The following is a 21,402-nucleotide window of genomic DNA, read 5'->3' as shown; positions in this document are numbered from 1 at the left end:
CAAGGCTCGTCGGCCGGGGGATCGGCACAGGCGGGCGGGTGTCGTATATCAGTTTACCTGGCGTTAGGAAGTCGTAAGGCCACGCGAGCGAATTGGCCCCTGCGCGGCATCCGCTCCTCCCCCGCCCGAAGCCCTGTCCGCGTCACGAGATCCACGTCCACAACGAGGGTCTCGCGCGCGGAAGCGGGTCCCGCGCGCGGAAGCGGGTCCCGCGCGAAGTGGGTCTCAGTCCTCGTCGCGCTGAGTGAGAGCGGGGCCGAGCCGCTCGTACGACCGCTCGATGTGCGTGCGCATCGCCGCCGCGGCGGCCTCGGGGTCGTCTCCCCGCAGTGCCTCCAGGATGCTCTCGTGCTCGCGCACGGTGTCGTCCTCGAAGTCGTGGCGGAAGTTCAGTCGGTAGAGGTGCATGTGAGCGCGCAGTCTCACGATCGCCTCGGCGAGGAGCGGACTCTGCGCGCTCTCGGCGATCAGGTGGTGGAAGTGCAGGTCCTCGTCGATGAAGCGTCGGTAATTGCGGAAGCTCTCGTCCTCGTCGGGGGCGGATGCCGCCCGCATCTGGGCGACGGATTCGCCGAGCTCTGCGGTGGTCGCATCGTCGAGGTGCAGCGATGCCCGCCGCGCGGCCTCGGGCTCGAGCAGCTCGCGCATGTCATACAGATCGCGGAGCCCTGCGGTGTCGAGCAGCGATGCGGCGACATATCCCTTCAGCGCCCTCTTGACCACGAGCCCCTCTGATTCGAGGCGGGTGAGCGCCTCGCGCACGGGAGTCGGCGACACGTCGAGGTCTCGCGCGACCGCGTCGATGTTCACGCGGGCGCCCGGCTCGATCACCCGATCCATGAGCAGGCCGAGCACCGCGTCGTACACGTCGTCGACGAGCGCGCGCCGCGCGGGAAGCGGTCGTGGTCCGCGTGCCTCGTCGTCGCCGAACATGTGTCTCATCGTACGGGAGGCCCTCTCGGTGCTCACGACTGCCGCCCCGCGACGGCTGATCGGCTGATCAGGCCGAGTTCTTCGAGCTCCGACCACACAGCGTCCGGTACCGGTCGCGCGAGCAGGCCGGCGTTCCTGCCGACCTGACCCGCATCCGCTCCGCCCATCACGACCGCCGCGACGGCCGGATGCGTGAGCGGGTACTGCGCCGCGAGCTCGGGCAGCGTGCGGCCATGGCGGTGCGCGACCTCGGCGATGTCACGAGCCCGGGCGATCACCGCTCCGCGAGCCGGCCCGTAGTCGAAGGTCGCGTCGACGCCGGGATCATCCGTCGCGAGGATCCCCGAGTTGAAGACCGCCGCGGCCAGCACACTCACACCGCGCCGGTCGGCGAGCGGCAGAAGATCATCGGAGGCGCTCTGGTCGAGCAGGGTCCACCGGCCGGCGACCATCATCACGTCGGCATCGGTCTCGCGCACGAAGCGGGCGAGCATGGCGCTCTGATTCATCCCGGCGCCGAACGACGTGATGACTCCCTGGTCGCGCAGTTCGCTCAGCGCCGGGAACGCACCGGCGAGGGCCTCGCGCTCGTGGTCGTCGGGGTCGTGCACCAGCACGATGTCGATGCGGTCGAGACCGAGCCTCGCGAGCGAGTCCTCGATCGATCGCAGCACGCCGTCACGCGAATAGTCGTGCACACGACGGTGGTCGGCAGGCACATCGAAGAGGTTCGCGAGATCGGTGCGGCCTGCGGCATCCTGCGGCACCAGCAGCCGTCCGACCTTGGTCGAGACGACGACCTGATCGCGCGGCACCGAGCGCAGGCCTTCGCCGAGCCGCCGCTCCGCGAGTCCGAGACCGTAGTGCGGGGCGACGTCGAAGTATCGGATGCCGCGGCGCCAGGCCTCCGGTACGATCTCCGGCCACGCGTCGTCGTCGAGCGCCCGGTAGAGGTTGCCGAGAGCTGCGGCCCCGTAGCCCACGGGTGGCACCGCGAGGCCGCCGCGTCCGATCGCGACGCGATCCGGCGAGGGGCGAGCCGTCTCGTCGTTCCCCGTCACGAGACGACCAGACCGGAGAGCGCGTCATCGTCCCACGCGATGCCGAGACCCGGCGCGGTGGGCGCCCATCCTCGGCCGTGCTCGATGCGCAGCTCACCGTCGGTGACGGCGCGCAGCTGCGGGATGTGCTCGAGGTACAGGGCGTTCGGGATCGCGCACACCAGCGACACATGCAGCTCCATGAGGAAGTGCGGTGCGACGGGCGCGTTGAACGACTCGGCGAGGTGCGCGATCTTGAGCCACGGCGTGATACCTCCGACCCTGGCGACATCGGCCTGCACGATCGAGGCGCCGCCCCGCTGCAGGTGCTCGCGGAAATGTCCGAGCGAGTACATGCTCTCCCCCACGGCGATGGGCACCGATGTCGACCGCGCGAGCAGCCGGTGCCCCTCGATGTCTTCGGCGGGCAGCGGCTCCTCGAACCAGAAGACGTCGACCTGTTCGAACAGGCGTGCCCGCCTGATCGCCTCCGACACGGTGAACGACTGGTTCGCGTCGACCATGATGTCCATCCCGGGACCGACGGCGTCGCGGACAGCCCGCAGACGATCGAGATCCTGATGCCCCTTCGGCATCCCGACCTTGATCTTGACCCCGCCCATGCCGCGCTCCTTCGACTCCACGGCCTGCGCGACGAGCTGATCGGTGCTGAAGTGCAGCCACCCGCCCTCGGTGTCGTAGACGGGAACCGAGGGAGACGCTCCGCCCGCCGCGACCCACAGCGGCAGCCCGGCTCGCTTCGTCTTCGCGTCCCACACCGCCGTGTCGACCGCGGCGAGCGCGAGCGCCGTGATCGGGCCGACGGTCGTCGCCCGGGTGATGCCGAACAGCGCCAGCCACACAGCCTCGGGCCGTTCGGCCTCGAGACCGATCAGCGCGGGCAGCAGGGTCTCGCGCAGCAGGCTCAGCACCGCGCCTCCGCCGGTGCCGATCGTGTAGCTGTAGCCGACGCCCCGCGTGCCGTCCGCCGTGCGCAGGCGCACGAAGATCGTCTCCTGCTTCACGAAGGTCTGCAGCGCATCGGTGCGCATCGTCTCGACGGGAAGATCGCACAGCTGCGCTTCCGCGTGCACGATGCGGCTGCCCGCGGTCGCATCCGCGACGGCATCGAGCGTGCGTGCGGTGGTGTCATGTGTCGTGGTCATCAGCGTCCTCCGAGTCCGCCCAGGGTGACCCCCTTGATGAGCTGTCTCTGCAGCAGCAGAACCAGGATCAGCGAGGGGATGACGGCCAGAGTCGATGCGGCCATGAGCAGAGACCACTGCGTGCCGAACTGACCGGTGAACATGCCGAGTCCCAGAGGGACGGTGGCCATGTCCTGCGTGTTGATGATGATCAGCGGCCAGAGGTACGAGTTCCAGTAGCCGATGAACGAGAAGACCGCGAGCACGCTCAGCGGGGCGATCAGCTGCGGCAGCAGCACCGACCACAGGGTGCGCAGGCGCGAGGCGCCGTCGATCAGAGCGGCCTCCTCATACTCTCGCGGGATCGTGAGCAGGAACTGCCGCATGAGGAAGGTGCCGAAGGCCGTGAACGCGAACGGGATGATGAGAGCCGCGTAGCTATCGTTCCAGCCCCAGCTGTTGATCATGATGAACAGCGGTACGACGAGCACCTCCTGCGGCAGCACGAGAGTGAGCACGAACAGCAGGAACAGCTTGTCGCGATATCTGAAGCGCAGCCGCGAGAAGGCGTAGGCAGACAGCACGGCGACGACGACCGAGAGCGCGGCACCGAGGATCGCGACGAACAGGCCGTTGAGGATGAAGCGTCCGAACGGAACGACGGTCCACGCCTCGACGAAGTTCGCCCAGCGGATCTCCGACCCGAAGATCTGGGGTGTGGCCGTGAAGACCTCGTTCTCGGGCTTCAGCGCGGTGAGGAACATCCAGATGAAGGGGAAGGCGAACACCAGCGCCACGATCGCGATCGCGGCGGTGTTCAGCCACTCCTTGACGGAGTCACGGCGCTGGCGCGCACTGCGGCGCGGGACGATCAGGACGTCACTCATAGTTCACCCACCTGCGCTGGCCGACGAACTGCAGGGCCGTGATGAGCATCACGACGACGAAGAGGATCCACGCGAGGGCGGATGCGTAGCCGAGACGATCGAAGACGAATCCGTTGCGGTACAGGTACAGCACGAACGTGTTGGTGCTCTCGCCCGGCCCGCCCTGCGTCAGGAAGAGCGGCTGTACGAACACCTGGAAGGCCCCGATCATCGTCATGGTCGAGCAGAAGAACAGAGAGGGCGAGAGCAGCGGCAGGATGATGTACCGCAGCCGCTGCCAGGCCGAGGTGCCGTCGATGCGGGATGCCTCGAGCAGCTCCTTCGGGATGGCGCTGAGGCCTGCCGACAGGACGATCACGTTGTACCCGAACGACTGCCACACCGACATCGCGATCACCGAGGGCAGCGCCCACGCCGAGTCGGACAGCCAGTTGGGGCCGTCGATGCCGACGGTCGCGAGCATCGAGTTGACGAGGCCGTCCTGCGAGAGCAGCAGCCGCCAGACGAGGGCGTTCGCCACCATCGGGGTGATGACCGGAAGGAAGAAGACGACCCGCCACACGCCGGCCGCCTTCATCCGGGTGTTCAGCCACAGCGAGATGGTGAGGGCGACGAACAGGTTGAGCGCGGTGTAGACGATCGCGAAGATCAGGGTGTTGCCGAGCACCGTGTAGAACGTCGGATCGCGGAACAGCTTCGCGTAGTTCTCGAGCCCGATGAAGTCGGGACTGCCGAACAGCTTCCAGTCGAACAGACTGATGAACGCCGATCCGAACAGCGGGGTGAGGATGAAGAGGACAAACCCGATCAGGCCCGGCGCGAGGAAGGCCACCGCCACCCACCCGTCACCGCGTCCCCGTCGCAGACGGGGAGCCCGAGGGGCGGGAGCACCGAGAGGCACCCCCGCCGCACCGGGCATCGGGGAGGAGGCCGCGGCCTCCGTCCGCTCGCTCATGATGGCCATCGGCTCAGCCGCCCACCGAGTTCTGGATCGTCTCCATGATCTCCTCGGCCGTCAGCTCACCCCGGTAGCCCTGCACGCCGTACTGGGTCATCAGGGTCTCGACCTGGTTCCAGGTCGGGGTGGTGCGCTGCGGGGTCGCGTCGGCGAGCAGCGCCTCGACGACCTCGGCCGCACCCTCGGTCTTGCCCTCGGCCCACGCCGGGAGAGCCTCGATGCGCGCCGGGACGATGCCGCGGGCCTCGGCCTGCTTCTCCTGCACCGACACCGAGGTCAGGGCCTCGATCGCGGCGAACGCCTCATCGGGGCGGTCGCAGTTGGCGGCGATGCCGAAGCCGGAGCCGGCGGTCATCGCCGCGGCCTCGCCGCTGGTCGACGGGACGATGGTGACGCCGAGGGTGAAGTCGGCGGTGTCGGCGAAGCTGCCGTACATCCACGGTCCCTCGATCAGCATCGGCACCGCGCCCGAGGTGAATGCCTGCTGCGAGACCTCCGACCCGTCGGCGGCCTCGGGCGCCTTCGCGACCTGCTCGACCGACACGAGGTCGAAGAAGCTCTGCACCTGATCGACGAACTCGGGGTTGGTCAGATCGAGCTCTCCGTCTTCGGTGACGGCAGGCACTCCGTCGGCGAGCGACCAGGCATTCGGGATGAAGATGCCCGGCGCGAGCGCGAGGCCCTTCTTCTCTCCGTCGGTGAGCGCCTTGGCATCCGCGATGAACTGGTCGCGGGTGTACTCCGTGCCCGGCAGACCGAGACCGGCGGCCTGGAACGCCTCGACGTTGTAGAAGAGCACGATCGGCTCGGCGTCGTAGGGGATGGCGCGGATCGTGCCGTCCACCGTCATGCCGCTGAGCATCGATGCGTCGATGTCGTCGATGTCGAAGCCGCTCTTCTCGATCAGGTCGTCGAGCGGCATGAGCAGATCGCCGAGCTCCTGTGCGCGCGCCGCCTGGGTGGTGAGCAGACAGGGCGGGTTCGATCCGCTCAGGCGGGTCTTCACCTTCGTCCAGTAGTCCGAGAAGCTCGGACCCTCGACCGTGATGTCGAGGTCGGGATCCTCGGCTTTCGCGCCGTCGATGAAGTCGGCCCACTGCGCCTGGTCGCCTTCGCTGGCGGCCCAGGTGTAGAGCACGAGCGGGCCGCCGGCGTCACCGCCGGAGCCTCCTGCCGGGCTGCCGGCACAGCCGGCGAGAGCTGCCGCGGCGAGTCCTGCCACGCCGGTCAGGACGAGACGCGTCGCGCGTCGGGATACGGGTGCATTCATACTGTCTGCCTCCTTCATTGGATGCTGAGATCGATGCGATGGGTGAGGGGGGTGTCGCTCGGGTGTTCGGGTGTCGCTCGGGTGTTCGGGTACTGCTCGGGTCACTCGGAGAAGTCGATGGCGATGACGTCGATCAGGGCGCCGCTGGGCTCGGGGGCGACGATGCGCAGTTCACCGAGGTCATCGCCCGCGGTCGAGGCCTCGTGCACCTCGAAGCTCGCGTCGTGCTGCAGCTCGAGGCCGTCAGCGAGCCTGTGCACTCGCGTGATCCTCCGCACGGGTAGGCCGCGCACGATGATCTCCTCGACGGGCAGCGCGGTGAGGTGCAGGTAGAGCCGGCCCGGCCGAGCGGTCGTCGGGCCGTGCACGTCGATTCCGACTGTCGGGTCGACGCCGATCACGGATTCGGCGTGCGCCTGCATCCATCCGGCGAACTCCTCGAGCCTTTCCTGCTCGACCTCGGGAAGTGTGCCGTCGGGGCCGGGGCCGACGTTGAGCAGCAGGTTGCCGCCTCGCGCGACCGCATCGATCAGCGTCACGAGCAGTGAGCGTGCCGACTTCTCGTTGTCGGGGCCCGTGCGCCAGGCCCAGTGGTCGCCGATCGTGAGGCACAGCTCCCACGGACCCGTCGGTGCGGTGAGCGGGAAGCCCTGCTCGGGGGTGCGGTAGTCGCCCTGGCCCGGCAGCCGATCATTGATCACGACGTCGGGCTGCAGGTGCTTGATGAGCCTGCGGAGCCCCGGCGCGGTCCACTCGACGGCGGAGCGTTCCCAGTCGCCGTCGAACCACAGCAGGTCGATCTGCCCGTAGTTCGTGAGCAGCTCGGTGAGCTGCGCTCGCACATAGTCGAGGTATCGAGCCCACGCCTCGGGGCTCGAACGGCGGTGGCGGTCGGTGGCATCAGGAGTGTCGGCGAACTCGGCGAGGCCCGCCGCCGGCCAGTGTTCGAGCTTGTACGGCCGGTCCTCATCTCGGAACGCGGGGTAGTCCGGGTGGTTCCAGTCGGGAAGGCTGTAGTAGATGCCGACCTTCATGCCCTCGGCACGCACGGCCTCGACGAACTCGCGCGTGATGTCGCGTCCGAAGGAACCGTGCTCGACGCCGAAGTCCGACTGCTCGGTGAAGAACATGTTGTATCCGGCATGGTGACGAGCGGTGAAGACGACGTAGGTGGCTCCGGCCTCACGCACCCGGCGGGCGAGATCGGCGGCATCCCACTCGGTCGGGTCGAACGTGGGCGCTGTCGCCTGGTATTCGGCGACCGTCACGGCATCCTCGACCGCATCCACGCCCGGGATGATCGACCGGCCCACCAGCGGCCACGAGATCTCGATCCCCTGCTGCGATGCCTGGTCCCAGTGCACGAAGATCCCGAGTCCCGCGCCGCTGAACCACTCCCCGCCGGGGATGCGTTCGGTGGGGCGACGGAAGCCTGCGTCTGTCATTGAGCCTCTCCTTTGAGTTCAAGATTTCCTATAGGATACTTGATCGAGGGTCGCGATCACAAGGGTGTGAAGATGGGGTGATCCGGTCGACGCAGACGAAAGGCATCCATGCGCATCGCTCTCCATTCCGAAATCCGCGAGGGCGCGGTCGACGACTACCGCACGAATCACGCGCGCATCCCGGATGCTCTCGCCGCGAGCTTCGCGCGCGTCGGCATCCATGACTGGACGATCTGGAGATCCGGTCACCGCCTCTTCCACCTCGTCGACTGCGATGACTGGGATGCCGCCGTCGCCGCGCTGCAGGATGACCCGGCCGACCACGCCTGGCAGGCCGAGATCGGTCAGTTCGTCGAGATCTTCCGCAATGCGGACGGCGCCGAGGGCACCGCGCCGCTCGAGCAGATCTGGGACCTTCGGACGCAGACGTCCTGACCTCCCCCCTTCTTTCGAATCGCTCACTTTGCAGATATCGGGCTCTGAGATCTGCAAAGTGAGCGATTCGAAACAGGGGGATGGCAGAGTAGGGCCGTGACACGGGGGTGGGTGCGAGAGCTGGTCGGCTGGCTGCTCGCCGCTGCGATCGCTCTGATCGTCGCCGGCGCGATCGCGTCGTCCACCCGCTCCGGGATGCTGTTCGACGACGGCGACTCTCTCATCGTCGCGCTGCTCTCGCGCTCGATACTCGCCGGCGATCCGCTCGACTGGGCGATGTCGAGCGTGCTCTTCCTTCCCGAAATCGCGGTGTTCGTGGCCCTTCGGGCGCTCCTGCCCCTCGACGTCGATGCCCTGCTCGCGGTCAGCGCCGTGCTCAACCTGCTGGCACTCTACGGAGCGATCCGGCTCGTCGCCGGGCGCGCCCGCGCGGGCAGGGCGCCGATCCTGTGGTCACTCATCGCCCTCACCGCCTTCGGCGCACTCGCGATGACGGAGTCCTCGCCGTCACGCGATGCCCTCGAGCTCGCCTCGCTGCAGCTGACGACCACGTACTACGCGGCGACCGTGGTCGCAGTCGTACTCACGATCGGACTCATGCGAAGGATGCTCGATGCACCGCGGTTCTCCGTCGCGCTCGCGGTCGCCCTCGGTGTCGTCGCCATGCTGTCGACGCTCTCGAATCCGCTATACCTGGCGTGGGCGACCGCTCCGCTCGGTGTGCTCCTCGCGATCTCGGCCTCGCGCGCACCGCAGCGCGAGCGGCTCGTCGGCATGCTCGCCGTCCTGGTGGGCGGGAGCGCGCTGGGCCTTCTTGCGCGTATTCCGTTCTCGGCATGGATCGCGAACACCGGCGCGGGCTACGCGGATCCCTCACGATGGCTCGAGTCGCTCACCTTCTACGGTGAGCTGTTCATTGCGCGCCTGCAGACTCCGCCGGGCGCACTGGCGGCCGTCATCTCGGCAGCGCTCCTGACCGTCGCGGTGATCAGGAGTCGACGAGCGACGGATGCCGGTGAAAGGCTGGTCGCGACATCCGCCTGGATCGTGCCGGTGCTGGTCGTCGCGGGCGCGATCGCCCTCGGCACGCACGCCGCCCGCTACCTGCAGCCGACCGCGTTCACTCCTGTGCTGGCGCTGGTCGCCGCGCCACGGCCTCTGGCCTTCAGCCGTTCACGAACCCGCGCGGCCGCAGCCATCATCGCCGCTCTGCTGCTGATCGGCGGCAGCGTGAGCATCCCGCGGCTCGCTGAGGCAGCGCACAGACCCGACGACGACCTCGCCTGCGTCACCGACTGGGTCGATGCGTCGGGCCGCACCGGCGCCGGGCAGTTCTGGACGGTGCGTCTGCCGAAGCTGCACCTGGCCGATCCGTCACGACTCGTGCAGGTCGACCACCGTCTCGACGGCTATGCCTGGCTCGTCGACCGCGCGGACTTCGCCCCCGATGCGACGGCGTCGTTCCTCATCGAGGACTCGCAGACCGTGCCGTGGGAGCTGCCCGTGCAGGCGGATCCGGAACGCAGGATCGACTGCGGTCGCTACACGATCGTCGACTTCGGCGATGCGTCGCTGCCGATCGGACCGGCGCACTCCTGAACAGCCCACTCCTGAACCGCGCATTCCTGACCCGCGCACTCCTGAACGGCGCACTCCCGAATAGGCGGCTCCCGAATAGGCGACTGCGGGGTCAGCGCGAGGGCGGCGCGGTCGTCGTGCCCTGCCGGAAGCGGCAGGTCAGGTGCAGGGTCACCGCGTCTTCGCCGCGCAGCATCCGTGCGACCTGCTCTCCGGCTGCACGCCCCTTCTCGACCGCCGGCTGCACGCTGGTGGTCAGCACGAGCCCTCCGAGTCCGTCGACGTCGACCCCGTCGAAGCCCGCCACCGAGAGGTCCTCGGGCACCCGCAGACCGAGCTCCTCCGCGGCACGGATGACCCCGACCGCCAGCAGGTCGCTCTGCGCGAGGATCGCCGTGGGGCGCGACGACTCATCGGCCAGCAAGAGGCGCCCGACGGCCAGCCCCTCGTCGATGAAACTGCCGGATGCCGACACCGCCGGCGCATCGGGGAAGATCTCCCGCATGCCCGAGAGTCGGTCGATCGTGACGTCGATCGTCGCCGAAGCGAGCCGTTCGGGCGTGACGACCCCCCGTTCGCGATCGTTGTCGAGCGGGAGGGTGACGAGCACGACGTCGTGATGGCCGAGATCGCGGACATGCCGCGCGACGTCGGCCGACGCGTCGGCGTTGTCGAGAGTGACGCGCGGAATTCCCTCGCCCGCGTCGCCCTCGATCACGACGACCGGAAGACCGCGTCCGCGCACGATGTCGAGCGATGCGCGGGTGCGGCCCGAGCATCCGATCAGCACGACCGCGTCGACCGGCGCGTTCACGAGTGAGGTTCCGTCGTCGCCGGGCTCGTCGCGCATCAACAGGATGCCGGCGCTGAGGTCCGCCAGCCCGTCGGTGAGGCCGTCCATCAGCGCGGTGCTCACGGGGTCGAGGAACGCCGTGCGCAGATGCCCCTCGAGCACGACCGCGACGATGCCGCTCCGTCCACGCCGCAGCGAAGCGGCCCGAGGGTCAGGACCGGCGTAGCCGAGCTCGGCAGCCGCGGCCAGCACCCGCTCGCGGGTGGCCGGCGCCACCTTGGCCTTTCCACTGAACACGACGGATGCGGTGGAGGTGGCGACTCCCGCGGTGCGCGCGACATCGGCGATCGTCGCGCGACGCGGGGCGTCTTGACTGGTCATACTTTGAGGATAGCCTCCGGGCTTTCGTCGAGTCGAATCGATTCGATAGACTCTCCGTCATGCACACCGCCCTCACTCGTTCGCAGTACGTCCGCTGGCGCACCGCGATCTTCGCGATCTTCCTCGCCAGCGGCCTGTCGATCGCGACCTGGGCGTCTCGCGTACCGTCGATCAAGCTCGCGCTCGACATCGACAAGGCCCAGGTCGGCATGCTGCTGCTCGGCGCCGGCATCGCCTCGATCATCGGCATCTCGACCAGCCCCGCGATCATGGCGCGCACCGGCGCACGCCTCGGCATGATGGTGTCGATCTTCACTTTCGCCTCGGGCGTGGCCCTGATCGGCATCGGCGCCAATGTGCTCGGCTCGTACGCGGTCGTGCTGATCGGCCTCGTGCTGTTCGGACTCGGCAACGGCTGCGTCGACGTGATGATGAACGTCGAGGCCACCGCCATCGAGCAGCATTCCGGCAAGACGATCCTGCCGCTCTTCCACGCCTTCTTCAGCTTCGGCACCGTCATCGGCGCAGGCCTCGGCGCCCTCGCAGCCCAGCTGCAGATCGACGTCTTCACCCACACTCTCGTCATCGCGGTGCTGATCGCCGCGATCGGCGTGGTCAGCATCGCCAACGTGCCTCGACGCGAAGAGGTGCTGGACCCGAACGCAGAAGACGGCGAGAAGCCGCACTGGCGCGAGCGGATGCACGTCGCGCTGTCTGCCTGGCGAGAGCCGCGCACCTACGCGATCGGCGTGGTGATGCTCGGCATGTCTTTCGCCGAGGGCGGGGCCAACGACTGGCTCGCCCTGGGTGTCGCCGAGGATCACGGCGGCGGCACCGCACTCGGCGCCGCCGCGCTCGCCACGTTCTCGGTCGCGATGACGGCCGTCCGAATCTTCGGCGGACCTCTCGTCGACCGCTTCGGACGCGTGGCGGTGCTGCGGGTTCTCGCCGTCGCCGCGGCATCCGGCATCCTGCTGTTCATCCTCGCGCCGAGCCTGCCGCTGGTCTTCGCCGGTGCGGCGCTGTGGGGCATCGGCGCCTCGCTCGGCTTCCCGCTCGGCATGTCGGCTGCGGCCGACGACCCGGCCAAGGCGGCCGCGCGCGTGAGCGCAGCGGCGACCATCGGGTACATCTCGTTCCTCGGCGGCCCTCCCGTGCTCGGCTTCATCAGCGAGCACATCGGGCTGCTCAACACGCTCTACATCCTGGTCGGCTTGGTCGTGCTGTCGGGCCTCTTCTCTGGTGCCGCCCGACCGCTCCGCGCGGACGAGATGTCGGAGCAGCCCGCGCCCGCGACGACGCGGAACTGAGAGCCAGACGTCGTCACCCGGGTGCCCATCCCTCGATCCCACCACGGATCTCGGGGAGTTCCAGGCGCGCGGGTGGCCCTCGTCGACGATGGTCACCGCGCGACGAGAAGGCGTTGTGCCGGGCCCTCGAGTCGCGCGACGGCGACCTTCACCTCGCCGATGTCGGCCTTGACCTCAGCGATGTCCGCCTCCACGCGGTCGAACCGCGCATCCATCCGCTCCTCAGCCCTCTCGAACCCCGCATCCGCCCGCTGCTCAGCCCTCTCGAACCGCGCATCCACTCGCTGCTCAGCCTTCTCGAACCGCGCATCCATCCGCTGCTCGGCCCCCTCAAACCGCGCATCTACCCGCTGCTCGAAACCCGCGAACCGTGCATCCATCCGCTGCTCGAAACCCGCGAACCGTGCATCCATCCGCTGCTCAGCCCTCTCGAACCGCGCATCCACTCGCTGCTCAGCCTTCTCGAACCGCGCATCCATCCGCTGCTCGAAACCCGTGAACCTGGCGTCCATGCGACTGATCACCCACCCGAATCCCGACGCCAGCCCCAGCAGTGTCGACGCGACAGTCACGATCATCGTCACCAGTTCGATCGAAACGGTCATCTCCTCATTCTTCGCCGGCCCGCCCAGAATGTCAGGATCCAGTTCCGCATGATCGCGCGGAAAGACAGCAGCCCGGCGTATGTGGAAACACCGGCAACGACACCCACCGCCGCAGAAGCACTCCGCCCGACGAAGTAGGCTCGTCGGGTGCGTCTCGTCATCGCCCGCTGCTCCGTGAATTACACGGGTCGGCTCAATGCCCACCTTCCGCTCGCCACACGTCTTCTCGTGCACAAGGGCGACGGGAGTCTGCTCGTGCACTCCGACGGCGGCAGCTACAAGCCGCTGAACTGGATGAGCCCGCCGTGCTCGCTCTCGACCGAGGAGCCCGGTGAAGAGGAGTCGATCGCGGGTGTCACCGAGGTGTGGCGCGTCACTCACAAGAAGACCGGCGATGCGCTGCGCGTGCAGATCTACGAGATCATCCACGACACGAAACACGACCTCGGCATCGACCCCGGCCTGCAGAAGGACGGCGTCGAGGCCGACCTGCAGCGTCTGCTCGCCGAGCAGGTCGACCGCGTCGCCGAAGGGGCGACGCTCGTGCGCCGCGAGTACCCGACGGCGATCGGTCCCGTCGATCTGCTCGTGCGCGATGCCGACGGTGCAGCGATCGCCGTCGAGATCAAGCGCCGCGGCGACATCGACGGCGTCGAGCAGCTGACGCGATACCTCGAGCTCCTCGGCCGCGACCCGCACCTCGCCCCGGTGCGGGGAGTGTTCGCCGCGCAGGAGATCAAGCCTCAGGCCCGCGTGCTCGCCGAGGACCGCGGCATCCGCTGCCTCGTGCTCGATTACGACGACATGAAGGGCATCGAGTCCGGCATCCCGCGCCTCTTCTGAGGCCGCGCACCCTCGGCAGCGTGCGTGCACACATGTTCACGGTCGTCCGAGGGTTCCCGCGCAGACCATAGGCTGGAAGACATGGCTTCTTCCCCCTATTCCTGCGTGCTGTGGGACGTCGACGGCACGATCGTCGACGCCTCGGTCGGCATCCTCCGCCGGCTGAACGTCGCTCTCACCCACTTCGGCCACCCGGCCCCCACGCGCGAAGAGCTGGTGCACTGGATCGGCCCGCCGATGTTCCAGTCCTTCCAGGCTCAGGCGGGCATGACCCCCGAGCAGGCAGCCGAAGCCGTGTCGTTCTACCGCACCCTCGGCAAGGCCGACGGCTACACGACCGACGTCAAGACCTATCCGGGCGTCGCCGAGATCATCCGCGACCTGCATGCGGCCGGAGTTCCGCAGGCCACCGCGAGCTCGAAGCCCGAGATCCAGGTCGACGCCCTCGTCGACCACTTCGAGCTGCGCCCGTTCTTCCTCACGACGGTCGGGGCCACCCCCGACGAATCCACGCTCGCGTCGAAGACCGACATCGTCGCCGAGGCGCTGCGCCGCCTGGCAGATCGCGGTGCGGACATCTCGCGCCCCGTGCTCATCGGCGACCGCCACCACGACGTCGAGGGCGGCAACGCGAACGACGTGCCCGTGATCTTCGTCGAGTGGGGCTTCAGCGACCCGGACGAGGGTGCCCAGGCGGCATTCCACGCAGCATCCGTCGACGAGCTGCGCACGCTGCTGCTCACCTGAGCCGCGTCGTCACACGCTCCGCGTCGGGCGGAGAGCTCCGCGTCGGGCGGAGAGTCTCACGCCGTTCGTCCGCCCATCACGGATTCTTCCGCCCCACCTGGTGCGCGCGGCGGCGCCGCGGTGCGCGCGACGGCGCCGTGACCCGGCGCCAGACACAGAACTCCCTGCCGGAGGGTCGCGCCGTACGGCGGACCACCCGGTCAGGGAGTTCCTGTCTCGCCCGGTCAGACCGGGCGGATGTTCTCAGCCTGCAGGCCCTTCGGGCCCTGCGCGACCTCGAACTCGACTCGCTGGTTCTCTTCGAGAGACCGGTAGCCGGATGACTGGATGGCGGAATAGTGCGCGAAGACGTCAGCGCCGCCGTCGTCGGGGGAGATGAAGCCGAAGCCCTTCTCCGAGTTGAACCACTTGACCGTGCCCTGGGTGCTCATGTACTGCCTGTTCTGCTGCGGGAAAGAAGCCGACGCAGGATGCACCGACGAGACCCACGCTAGTGGAGCACGCTCAGAGCGGAAGAGGCGAGGTCAGCCCGTAACCCAAATGTTGCATGAGAGGTCATCTCGCGTCATACAGAGCCGTCGACCACGACATCGTGGACGGCCCGAGAAATGGTGTGGCCCTCACCGCGGGGGGAGCGATGAGGGCCGAAGACGACCGGAGGGTGCGTCAGATACCAGCGTAACCCCTCCGCAGACCTTTTGTCCCCCATTTGGGGGACAAAAGGCAAAAAAAGTTTGGAAGTCCGTGCAGACAGCGGCCCTCTCGAGCGGCCCGTTGGGGACAGAACCACTCGAGAGGGCCCAATCGCATGCACGGATCGCCTTTGCCTCTGGGGAAGGCAGCCCGTCGTCTGGGGTGGACGGAGACGATCAATCCCCTGTGCATGCACTCACCACACTATGGGAGTCATCGCGATCACGCTACGGGTGTCAGCGGATTCTGAGGTCGGGAGGATCCGCGCACTCCGCGAGTACCCTGGAGCCGTGACCATGCTCAACAAGGACATGACCCTGTGCATCTCGCTGTCGGCGAGGCCCAGCAACAACGGCACCCGGTTCCACAACTTCCTCTACGAGGAACTCGGCCTGAACTGGATCTACAAGGCGTTTGCCCCGACCGATCTGTCGCAGGCCATCGCGGGTGTGCGAGGGCTCGGGATCCGCGGATGCGCGGTCTCGATGCCGTACAAAGAGGACGTCATTGCGCTCGTCGACCACATGGACGCCTCTGCCACGGCCATCGAGTCGGTCAACACGATCGTGAACGACGACGGCGTGCTCACCGCGTACAACACCGACTACAGCGCGATCGCCGAGCTGATCGAGCGGAACGCTCTGGATGCCACGGCATCCGTGCTGCTGCGCGGCTCGGGCGGGATGGCGAAGGCCACCGCTGCGGCCTTCCGCGACGCCGGCTTCTCGCGGGTCACGATCGCAGCGCGCAACGAAGAGCGCGGTCGCGGCCTCGCCGAACTCTACGGCTTCGAATGGACGGCGGATGCGGAGGCCATCACCGCCGACATCATCGTCAACATCACGCCGATCGGCATGGCCGGCGGAGCCGAAGAGCATGCGCTGTCGTTCTCAGACACGCAGATTGCCGCGGCATCCGTCGTATTCGACGTCGTGGCCCTTCCCGCCGAGACCCCGCTGATCGCGGCGGGCCGCTCGGCGGGCAAGACCGTGATCACCGGTGCCGAGGTCGCGACGCTGCAGGCGCTCGAGCAGTTCGTGCTGTACACCGGCGTCCGCCCGACCCCCGAGCAGGTCGCCGCCGCTGAGGAGTTCATGCGGGCGCAGTAGCCACCACGCCCGTATGAATCGATCGGCTCGGCCGGTGAACACGGCCGCGGATCGCCTCACGCTCCCGATCGGGCTGAGCGCGCGACAGTCACCTGGATGCTCTTCATCAGCGGCTGATCGCTCTGCGCGCTGAAGTCCTTGCGACCGATCAGCACGTTCATCTCGGGCATGTAGCCGGCGGCACTGCCGCGCGGCAGGTCGTAGGGAACCGCGCGGAAGGCGCGCAGCATCCGCGTCGTCCCGTCCTTCGACGTCGACACGATGTCGACCAGATCGCCCTCGACGAGTCCGCGGTCGCGCATGTCATCCTCGTGCAGGAACACGAGCTCGCGCAGATTCTTCACTCCGCGGTAGCGGTCGTCGTTCGAGTAGATCGTGGTGTTCCACTGGTCGTGCGAACGCACGGTCTGCAGCACCAGGGTGTCGGCGGACTCGGGGATGACGTTCGGCAGAGCCGCGAGCGAGAACTCCGCGCGCCGCGACGGCGTCTCGAACACGCGCTGTCTCGCCGGCTGCGGGATGCGGAATTCGTGCGTGTCCCTGATGAGCTCGTTGAACCCCTCGAACCCCGGCAGGACCTTCGCCATCACATCGCGGATCGTGTCGTAGTCGCCGACGTACCGGTCCCACGGGGTCTGCGTGTCAGGGAGCGTCGCCTTCGCCAGACCCGCGATGATCGCGGGCTCCGACTTCAGGTACGCGGATGCCGGTTGCTTGCGCCCCACCGAGAGGTGCACCATGCTCATCGCATCCTCGACCGTGACACCCTGCGGCCCCTGTGCCTGCTGGTCACGCTCCGTGCGGCCGAGGCAGGGCAGGATCAGCGCCTTCTCGCCGTGCACGAGGTGACTGCGGTTGAGCTTCGTGCTCACCTGCACCGTGAGACGGCACTTCTCGAGACCCTGCGCGGTGAATGGGGTGTCGGGGGCGGCGAGCACGAAGTTGCCACCCATGCCGACGAACACCTTGACCCGGCCGTCGTGCATCGCCTCGATCGTGCGCACGGTGTCGAGACCGGGATGCCGGGGCGGATCGATGCGGCAGACCTCGGCGAGGCGGTCGAGCCAGGCTTCCGTCGGCCGGTGGTCGATGCCGCAGGTGCGGTTGCCCTGCACGTTGCTGTGGCCGCGGATCGGTGAGGGTCCGGCGCCCTGTCGGCCGATGTTGCCGCGCAGAAGAAGAAGGTTGACGATCTCGCGCACCGTGTCGACGCCGTGCTCGTGCTGACTCACGCCGAGGCACCAGCTGATGATCGTGCGCTCCGACGCGAGGTACACGGCCGCGGCCGCGCGGATCTGCTCCTCGGTCAGTCCCGACTGCGTGACGAGGTCGGCCCACGTCGTGGCCTCCACCAGCGCACGGTATGCCTCGGCACCGTTCGTCAGCGACGAGAGGAACTCGGAGTCGAGCACGGAGGGGTCATCGGCCGCGGCCTCGAACACGACCTTCGACATGCCGCGGATCAGCGCGAGGTCGCCACCGGGGCGCACCTGCAGGTTCATCGTGCTCGTGCCGGTCGCCGTGAAGCGTGCCATGTCGACGAAGTCGTGCGGCACGATCGTGCGGGTGGCCCCGGCCTCGACGAGAGGATTGACGTGCACCACCTGGGCTCCGCGCTTCACGGCATCCGCCAACGCCGTGAGCATGCGCGGAGCGTTGGATGCCGCATTCACGCCGAGCACGAAGAGGGCGTCGCAGTCGTTCCAGTCGTGCATGTCGACGGTGCCCTTGCCCGTGGCGATCGACGCCTTGAGCGCCCGGCCCGATGCCTCGTGGCACATGTTCGAGCAGTCCGGCAGATTGTTCGTGCCGTACTCCCGCACCATCAGCTGGTACAGGAACGTGGCCTCGTTGCTGAGCCGTCCCGAGGTGTAGAAGGCGGCCTCGTCGGGGCTGTCGAGGCTCCGCAGCTCGTCACCGACCAGCGCGAACGCGTCGTCCCACGAGATCGGCACGTAATGGTCGGTGGCCGCGTCATAGGCCATCGGCTCGGTCAGGCGCCCCTGGTCTTCGAGCTCGAAGTCGGGCCACGCGGCGAGCTCGGCGACCGTGTGCTCGGCGAAGAAACGGCGGTCCACGCGCTTGCGCGTCATCTCCCACGTGACGTGCTTGATGCCGTTCTCGCAGATGTCGAGCTTCAGGTTGCCCGGATCGTCGGGCCACGCGCATCCGGGGCAGTCGTAACCCGAGACGGGGTGGTTCATCTGCAGCATCGCGAGCGGACCGGCGATCGGCTGGCGCTGCTCGAGCACCACCCGCCCCACCGACACGGCGGCTCCCCATCCTGCGGCGGGGTGGCGGTACGGCGTGCGCGACCAGGCTCGGTCGGTGCGCGGGCCGTACCCTCCCTGCCGCGGTTCGACCGGCATGAGTCCGAAGGCCGTCCCGGAGGTTCCCCGACTATCGAGCATGGCTCGCTCCTTCCGCGGCGGGTTCGGCCGCACCTGCTGCTCCGGCATCCAGCCGCACCCGGTGCGCGTGCGTGTAGATGTTCATCGACCGCCCGCGGACGAACCCGACGAGCGTCACCCCCGACTCGTCGGCGAGCTCGGCGGCGAGCGATGACGGAGCCGAGACGGCACTGAGCATGGGGATGCCGGCCATCGCCGCCTTCTGCACCAGCTCGAAGCTCGCCCGTCCGGAGACCTGCAGGATCTGCCGGCGCAGCGGCAGTCTGTCGTTCAGCAGCGCCCACCCCACGGCCTTGTCGACCGCGTTGTGGCGGCCGACGTCTTCGCGCAGCACGAGCATCTCACCGGTGTCTGCGTCGAACAGCGCCGCCGCGTGCAGTCCACCGGTCTTGTCGAACGCCGCCTGCTCGGCGCGCAGCCGATCGGGGAACGATGCGATCTGCTCCGGGCCGACCTCGACGTCGTCGTCGAGGACCGGATGCTGCGACACGGTGCGCACGGCATCGATGCTGGCCTTGCCGCAGACACCGCAGGAGCTGGTCGTGTAGAAGCGTCGAGCGGCCTCGGGGTCGGGAAGCGCGACTCCCTGCGCGAGGCTGATGTCGAGCACGTTGTAGGTGTTCTCCTGCCCACCGGTGCCCGGGCCGCCGCAGTGGATCGCCGAGTGGAAGTCGGCAGTGCGCGCGATGATCCCCTCGGACACCAAGAACCCGGCCGCCAGCTCGACGTCGTGCCCCGGAGTGCGCATCGTGACCGCGAGCGGCGAGCCCGCGACCCTGATCTCGAGCGGCTCCTCGACCGCGAGCGTGTCGGCTCGCCGACTCGCACCCTCGCCGAGGGTGAGCTTCAGTACCGGTCTCCTCGTCGTGATCCGCCCCACATGAGCGAGCGTACTCCGCGGCGCGATCGAGCCGGTCGCCGCACAGAGCGGGTCACAAGATCGGACCGATACGTGTTCGCGCACGCCATACCTCGGTAGCCTGGGCGCATGAGCGCGCCTCGCACCGCACGACGCATCCCCGCCGCCCTCGCCATGACGGCGATCGCGGCCCTGGCACTGTCCGCCTGCACGGGCGGCGGCGGCGACGAGGGCACGTCGACCGACGGATCGCAGGGATTCCCCGACGACGGATGCACGCACATCACCGTCGCGACCTCGTCGGAGAAGGTCAACATGCTCGACGAGCTCGCCAAGGCATTCAAGGACTCGCCCGAGCACGAGGGGCTCGAGACCTGCGCGACCGTGCGTCCGACGAACGTGTCCTCCGGCAACGCGACTCGCTTCCTGACCTCGGGTGAGGACTGGCCGAGTGACGATCAGTCGCTGTGGCCGACGCTGTGGTCTCCGGCATCCACCGTCTGGACCGACCGCGTCGCCGCCGCCGCATCGCCGGGTCTCGTCGGCGATCCGAAGTCGTTCACCCGCACGCCCGTGGTGTTCGGGATGCCCGAGCCGATGGCCACTGCTCTCGGCTGGCCGAACACCCCCATCAGCATCACCGACCTCGAGGCCCTGTGCCAGGACCCCGCGGGTTGGGGCAGCGTCGGCAAGGACATCTGGGGCGCGTTCAAGATCTCGAAGACCAACCCGAACACGTCGACCACAGGACTCTCGACGATCCTCATGCAGTCGTACGAGGCGACCGGCAAGGCCGAGGGGCTCACCTCCGCCGACGTCGAGGCATCGGCAGACTTCTCCCGCGTGTTCGAGGAGTGCGTCATCCACTACGGCGACACCACCGGCAACGTGCTCTCGACGCTCTACGACGAGACCCAGAACGGCTCGAACGGCTCGGCCTACGTCTCGGCCGTCGCGCTGGAGGAGACCTCGCTACTCAACTACAACCAGGGCAACCCCGACTCGCACACGGTGCAGCCCGGTGAGACCCTGACCCCGCCCAAGACCAAGCTCGTCGCGGTCTACCCCGAGGGCGGGTCGATGTGGTCGGACAACCCGATCACCGTGCTCGGCGCCGACTGGGTCACGGCCGAGCAGCGCACCGCCGGCGAGGCGTTCGCCGCCTTCGTGCAGACCACCGCGGCGCAGAAGATCCTGCCCGACTACGGCTTCCGCCCGCTCGACGACTCGGTGCCCCTGGGCGACCTGTTCACGGCGAAGTTCGGCGTCGACCCGGCGCAACCCGCGGTGACGCTTCCGAAGCCCGACGTCGACGTGATCTCCACGGCCATCGACCAGTGGACGCAGGTGCGCAAGCCCTCGTCCGTGCTCGAGCTGATCGACATCTCGGGATCCATGGACGACCCGATCGGCGACGGGCGTTCGCGTCTCGACGGGGCGATCGAAGGCGCACAGACGACTCTCGACCACTTCCGCTCCACCGACGAGATCGGGGTGTGGGCGTTCACCACCGGCATCTCGTCCGACGAGGGCGAGGGCATCCAGGTGCTCCGCGACGTGAGCGCGCTCGGCTCCGACGGCGAGAAGCTCGATTCGTCGCTCGATGACCTGCGCTACGCACAGCGCAACGGCACCCCCCTCTACGACTCGATCCTGCTGGCGTACGAGGCCATGAGCGAGCGCGCCGAGCCGGGCCGCATCAACGCGATCGTGCTGCTCTCCGACGGCGAGGACACCGATTCCGCCACGTCGCTCGACTCGCTCATCGCGAAGATCGGCAAGAGCACCAAGGAGGGCGGCGACGACGCCCCAGTACGTATATTCCCGATCGCGTATGGAGAGGGCGCAGACACGTCGGCGCTGCAGCGCATCGCCGACGTGACCGGCGGTCAGCTGTTCGACGCTTCCGACGCCGAGCGGATCGACCTCGTGTTCGCATCCGTCATCAACAACTTCTGAG

Annotated in this window: 19 protein-coding genes; 7 read left to right on the top strand and 12 right to left on the bottom strand. The window is 68.2% G+C overall.

Features of this window, described 5'->3' with window-relative positions; genetic code table 11:
• Positions 1 to 225: 225 nt before the first annotated feature.
• From IXW21_RS11835 to IXW21_RS11805, 7 genes are all read right to left on the bottom strand, one after another.
• Positions 226 to 933 carry a GntR family transcriptional regulator gene (locus IXW21_RS11835; RefSeq protein ID WP_194764452.1) on the bottom strand — a complete coding sequence of 236 codons (708 nt, stop codon included), beginning with the start codon at positions 931 to 933 and terminating at the stop codon, positions 226 to 228.
• Positions 934 to 965: 32 nt separating this feature from the next.
• The gene (locus IXW21_RS11830; RefSeq protein ID WP_323742235.1) at positions 966 to 1,994 is read right to left on the bottom strand and encodes an aldo/keto reductase; all 1,029 of its coding nucleotides are present in this window, start codon (positions 1,992 to 1,994) and stop codon (positions 966 to 968) included.
• A complete protein-coding gene (locus IXW21_RS11825) occupies positions 1,991 to 3,139 on the bottom strand; it encodes a mandelate racemase/muconate lactonizing enzyme family protein (protein ID WP_194764451.1) in 1,149 nt (382 codons plus the stop codon). Before IXW21_RS11825 ends, IXW21_RS11830 begins: the two co-directional genes overlap by 4 nt.
• Positions 3,139 to 4,005 (bottom strand): carbohydrate ABC transporter permease, encoded by an 867-nt coding sequence (locus IXW21_RS11820; RefSeq protein ID WP_194764450.1) that lies wholly within the window; start codon positions 4,003 to 4,005, stop codon positions 3,139 to 3,141. Before IXW21_RS11820 ends, IXW21_RS11825 begins: the two co-directional genes overlap by 1 nt.
• Positions 3,998 to 4,960, bottom strand: a complete 963-nt coding sequence (locus IXW21_RS11815) for a carbohydrate ABC transporter permease (RefSeq protein ID WP_228528454.1) — start codon at positions 4,958 to 4,960, stop codon at positions 3,998 to 4,000. The genes IXW21_RS11820 and IXW21_RS11815 overlap by 8 nt, the downstream gene beginning before the upstream one ends.
• Positions 4,961 to 4,973: 13 nt before the next feature.
• A complete protein-coding gene (locus IXW21_RS11810) occupies positions 4,974 to 6,233 on the bottom strand; it encodes an ABC transporter substrate-binding protein (RefSeq protein ID WP_228528453.1) in 1,260 nt (419 codons plus the stop codon).
• A gap of 101 nt (positions 6,234 to 6,334) precedes the next feature.
• Positions 6,335 to 7,678 carry an alpha-L-fucosidase gene (locus IXW21_RS11805; RefSeq protein WP_194764447.1) on the bottom strand — a complete coding sequence of 448 codons (1,344 nt, stop codon included), beginning with the start codon at positions 7,676 to 7,678 and terminating at the stop codon, positions 6,335 to 6,337.
• Positions 7,679 to 7,786: 108 nt separating this feature from the next.
• On the opposite strand from IXW21_RS11805, the gene IXW21_RS11800 reads away from it, so the two are divergent.
• The gene (locus IXW21_RS11800) at positions 7,787 to 8,113 is read left to right on the top strand and encodes an L-rhamnose mutarotase (RefSeq protein WP_194764446.1); all 327 of its coding nucleotides are present in this window, start codon (positions 7,787 to 7,789) and stop codon (positions 8,111 to 8,113) included.
• Between the two features lie 96 nt (positions 8,114 to 8,209).
• On the top strand, positions 8,210 to 9,712 hold the full coding sequence (locus tag IXW21_RS11795) for a hypothetical protein (RefSeq protein WP_194764445.1): 1,503 nt from the start codon (positions 8,210 to 8,212) through the stop codon (positions 9,710 to 9,712).
• A gap of 91 nt (positions 9,713 to 9,803) precedes the next feature.
• On the opposite strand, the gene IXW21_RS11790 is transcribed toward IXW21_RS11795, so the two are convergent.
• Complete coding sequence (locus tag IXW21_RS11790) at positions 9,804 to 10,865, bottom strand: LacI family DNA-binding transcriptional regulator (RefSeq protein ID WP_194764444.1); 1,062 nt, start codon at positions 10,863 to 10,865, stop codon at positions 9,804 to 9,806.
• Positions 10,866 to 10,924: 59 nt separating this feature from the next.
• On the opposite strand from IXW21_RS11790, the gene IXW21_RS11785 reads away from it, so the two are divergent.
• The gene (locus tag IXW21_RS11785; protein ID WP_194764443.1) at positions 10,925 to 12,175 is read left to right on the top strand and encodes an MFS transporter; all 1,251 of its coding nucleotides are present in this window, start codon (positions 10,925 to 10,927) and stop codon (positions 12,173 to 12,175) included.
• 92 nt (positions 12,176 to 12,267) lie between these two features.
• On the opposite strand, the gene IXW21_RS11780 is transcribed toward IXW21_RS11785, so the two are convergent.
• Positions 12,268 to 12,780, bottom strand: coding sequence for a hypothetical protein (locus IXW21_RS11780; protein WP_194764442.1), 513 nt, complete (start codon positions 12,778 to 12,780; stop codon positions 12,268 to 12,270).
• A 147-nt stretch (positions 12,781 to 12,927) separates the two neighbouring features.
• Between IXW21_RS11780 and nucS the strand changes: the two genes are divergently transcribed.
• A complete protein-coding gene (gene nucS / locus IXW21_RS11775) occupies positions 12,928 to 13,623 on the top strand; it encodes an endonuclease NucS (protein ID WP_194764441.1) in 696 nt (231 codons plus the stop codon).
• An 81-nt stretch (positions 13,624 to 13,704) separates the two neighbouring features.
• Entirely contained in the window at positions 13,705 to 14,370 is a 666-nt protein-coding gene (locus tag IXW21_RS11770) for an HAD hydrolase-like protein (protein ID WP_194764440.1), read from the top strand.
• Between the two features lie 224 nt (positions 14,371 to 14,594).
• On the opposite strand, the gene IXW21_RS11765 is transcribed toward IXW21_RS11770, so the two are convergent.
• Positions 14,595 to 14,801: a cold-shock protein gene (locus tag IXW21_RS11765; protein ID WP_194764439.1), complete on the bottom strand. Its 207-nt coding sequence runs from the start codon at positions 14,799 to 14,801 to the stop codon at positions 14,595 to 14,597.
• Positions 14,802 to 15,353: 552 nt separating this feature from the next.
• Between IXW21_RS11765 and IXW21_RS11760 the strand changes: the two genes are divergently transcribed.
• Entirely contained in the window at positions 15,354 to 16,172 is an 819-nt protein-coding gene (locus tag IXW21_RS11760; RefSeq protein WP_194764438.1) for a shikimate 5-dehydrogenase, read from the top strand.
• Between the two features lie 56 nt (positions 16,173 to 16,228).
• On the opposite strand, the gene IXW21_RS11755 is transcribed toward IXW21_RS11760, so the two are convergent.
• Together IXW21_RS11755 and fdhD are read right to left on the bottom strand one after the other, a co-directional pair.
• On the bottom strand, positions 16,229 to 18,583 hold the full coding sequence (locus IXW21_RS11755; RefSeq protein WP_228528452.1) for an FdhF/YdeP family oxidoreductase: 2,355 nt from the start codon (positions 18,581 to 18,583) through the stop codon (positions 16,229 to 16,231).
• Positions 18,573 to 19,463 carry a formate dehydrogenase accessory sulfurtransferase FdhD gene (fdhD, locus tag IXW21_RS11750; protein ID WP_194764437.1) on the bottom strand — a complete coding sequence of 297 codons (891 nt, stop codon included), beginning with the start codon at positions 19,461 to 19,463 and terminating at the stop codon, positions 18,573 to 18,575. The genes IXW21_RS11755 and fdhD overlap by 11 nt, the downstream gene beginning before the upstream one ends.
• Before the next feature lie 108 nt (positions 19,464 to 19,571).
• Here fdhD and IXW21_RS11745 point away from each other — a divergent pair, with 108 nt between their 5' ends.
• Positions 19,572 to 21,401 carry a substrate-binding and vWA domain-containing protein gene (locus tag IXW21_RS11745; RefSeq protein ID WP_194764436.1) on the top strand — a complete coding sequence of 610 codons (1,830 nt, stop codon included), beginning with the start codon at positions 19,572 to 19,574 and terminating at the stop codon, positions 21,399 to 21,401.
• Position 21,402 lies beyond the last annotated feature (1 nt).

It is taken from the genome of Microbacterium sp. UFMG61 (genome assembly GCF_015354505.1).
Taxonomy (GTDB): Bacteria; Actinomycetota; Actinomycetes; order Actinomycetales; family Microbacteriaceae; genus Microbacterium.
The sequence above is the reverse complement of the archived record's forward strand: the minus strand, read 5'-3'. Positions and strand labels throughout refer to the sequence as shown.

Coding starts and splice junctions, on each gene's coding strand:
- IXW21_RS11790 (WP_194764444.1), bottom strand. CDS start 10,865: ATGACCAGTCAAGACGCCCCGCGTCGCGCGACGATCGCCGATGTCGCG.
- IXW21_RS11810 (WP_228528453.1), bottom strand. CDS start 6,233: ATGAATGCACCCGTATCCCGACGCGCGACGCGTCTCGTCCTGACCGGC.
- IXW21_RS11765 (WP_194764439.1), bottom strand. CDS start 14,801: ATGAGCACCCAGGGCACGGTCAAGTGGTTCAACTCGGAGAAGGGCTTC.
- IXW21_RS11785 (WP_194764443.1), top strand. CDS start 10,925: ATGCACACCGCCCTCACTCGTTCGCAGTACGTCCGCTGGCGCACCGCG.
- IXW21_RS11815 (WP_228528454.1), bottom strand. CDS start 4,960: ATGAGCGAGCGGACGGAGGCCGCGGCCTCCTCCCCGATGCCCGGTGCG.
- IXW21_RS11805 (WP_194764447.1), bottom strand. CDS start 7,678: ATGACAGACGCAGGCTTCCGTCGCCCCACCGAACGCATCCCCGGCGGG.
- IXW21_RS11780 (WP_194764442.1), bottom strand. CDS start 12,780: ATGACCGTTTCGATCGAACTGGTGACGATGATCGTGACTGTCGCGTCG.
- IXW21_RS11835 (WP_194764452.1), bottom strand. CDS start 933: ATGTTCGGCGACGACGAGGCACGCGGACCACGACCGCTTCCCGCGCGG.
- IXW21_RS11825 (WP_194764451.1), bottom strand. CDS start 3,139: ATGACCACGACACATGACACCACCGCACGCACGCTCGATGCCGTCGCG.
- IXW21_RS11820 (WP_194764450.1), bottom strand. CDS start 4,005: ATGAGTGACGTCCTGATCGTCCCGCGCCGCAGTGCGCGCCAGCGCCGT.
- IXW21_RS11770 (WP_194764440.1), top strand. CDS start 13,705: ATGGCTTCTTCCCCCTATTCCTGCGTGCTGTGGGACGTCGACGGCACG.
- IXW21_RS11745 (WP_194764436.1), top strand. CDS start 19,572: ATGAGCGCGCCTCGCACCGCACGACGCATCCCCGCCGCCCTCGCCATG.
- IXW21_RS11755 (WP_228528452.1), bottom strand. CDS start 18,583: ATGCTCGATAGTCGGGGAACCTCCGGGACGGCCTTCGGACTCATGCCG.
- IXW21_RS11800 (WP_194764446.1), top strand. CDS start 7,787: ATGCGCATCGCTCTCCATTCCGAAATCCGCGAGGGCGCGGTCGACGAC.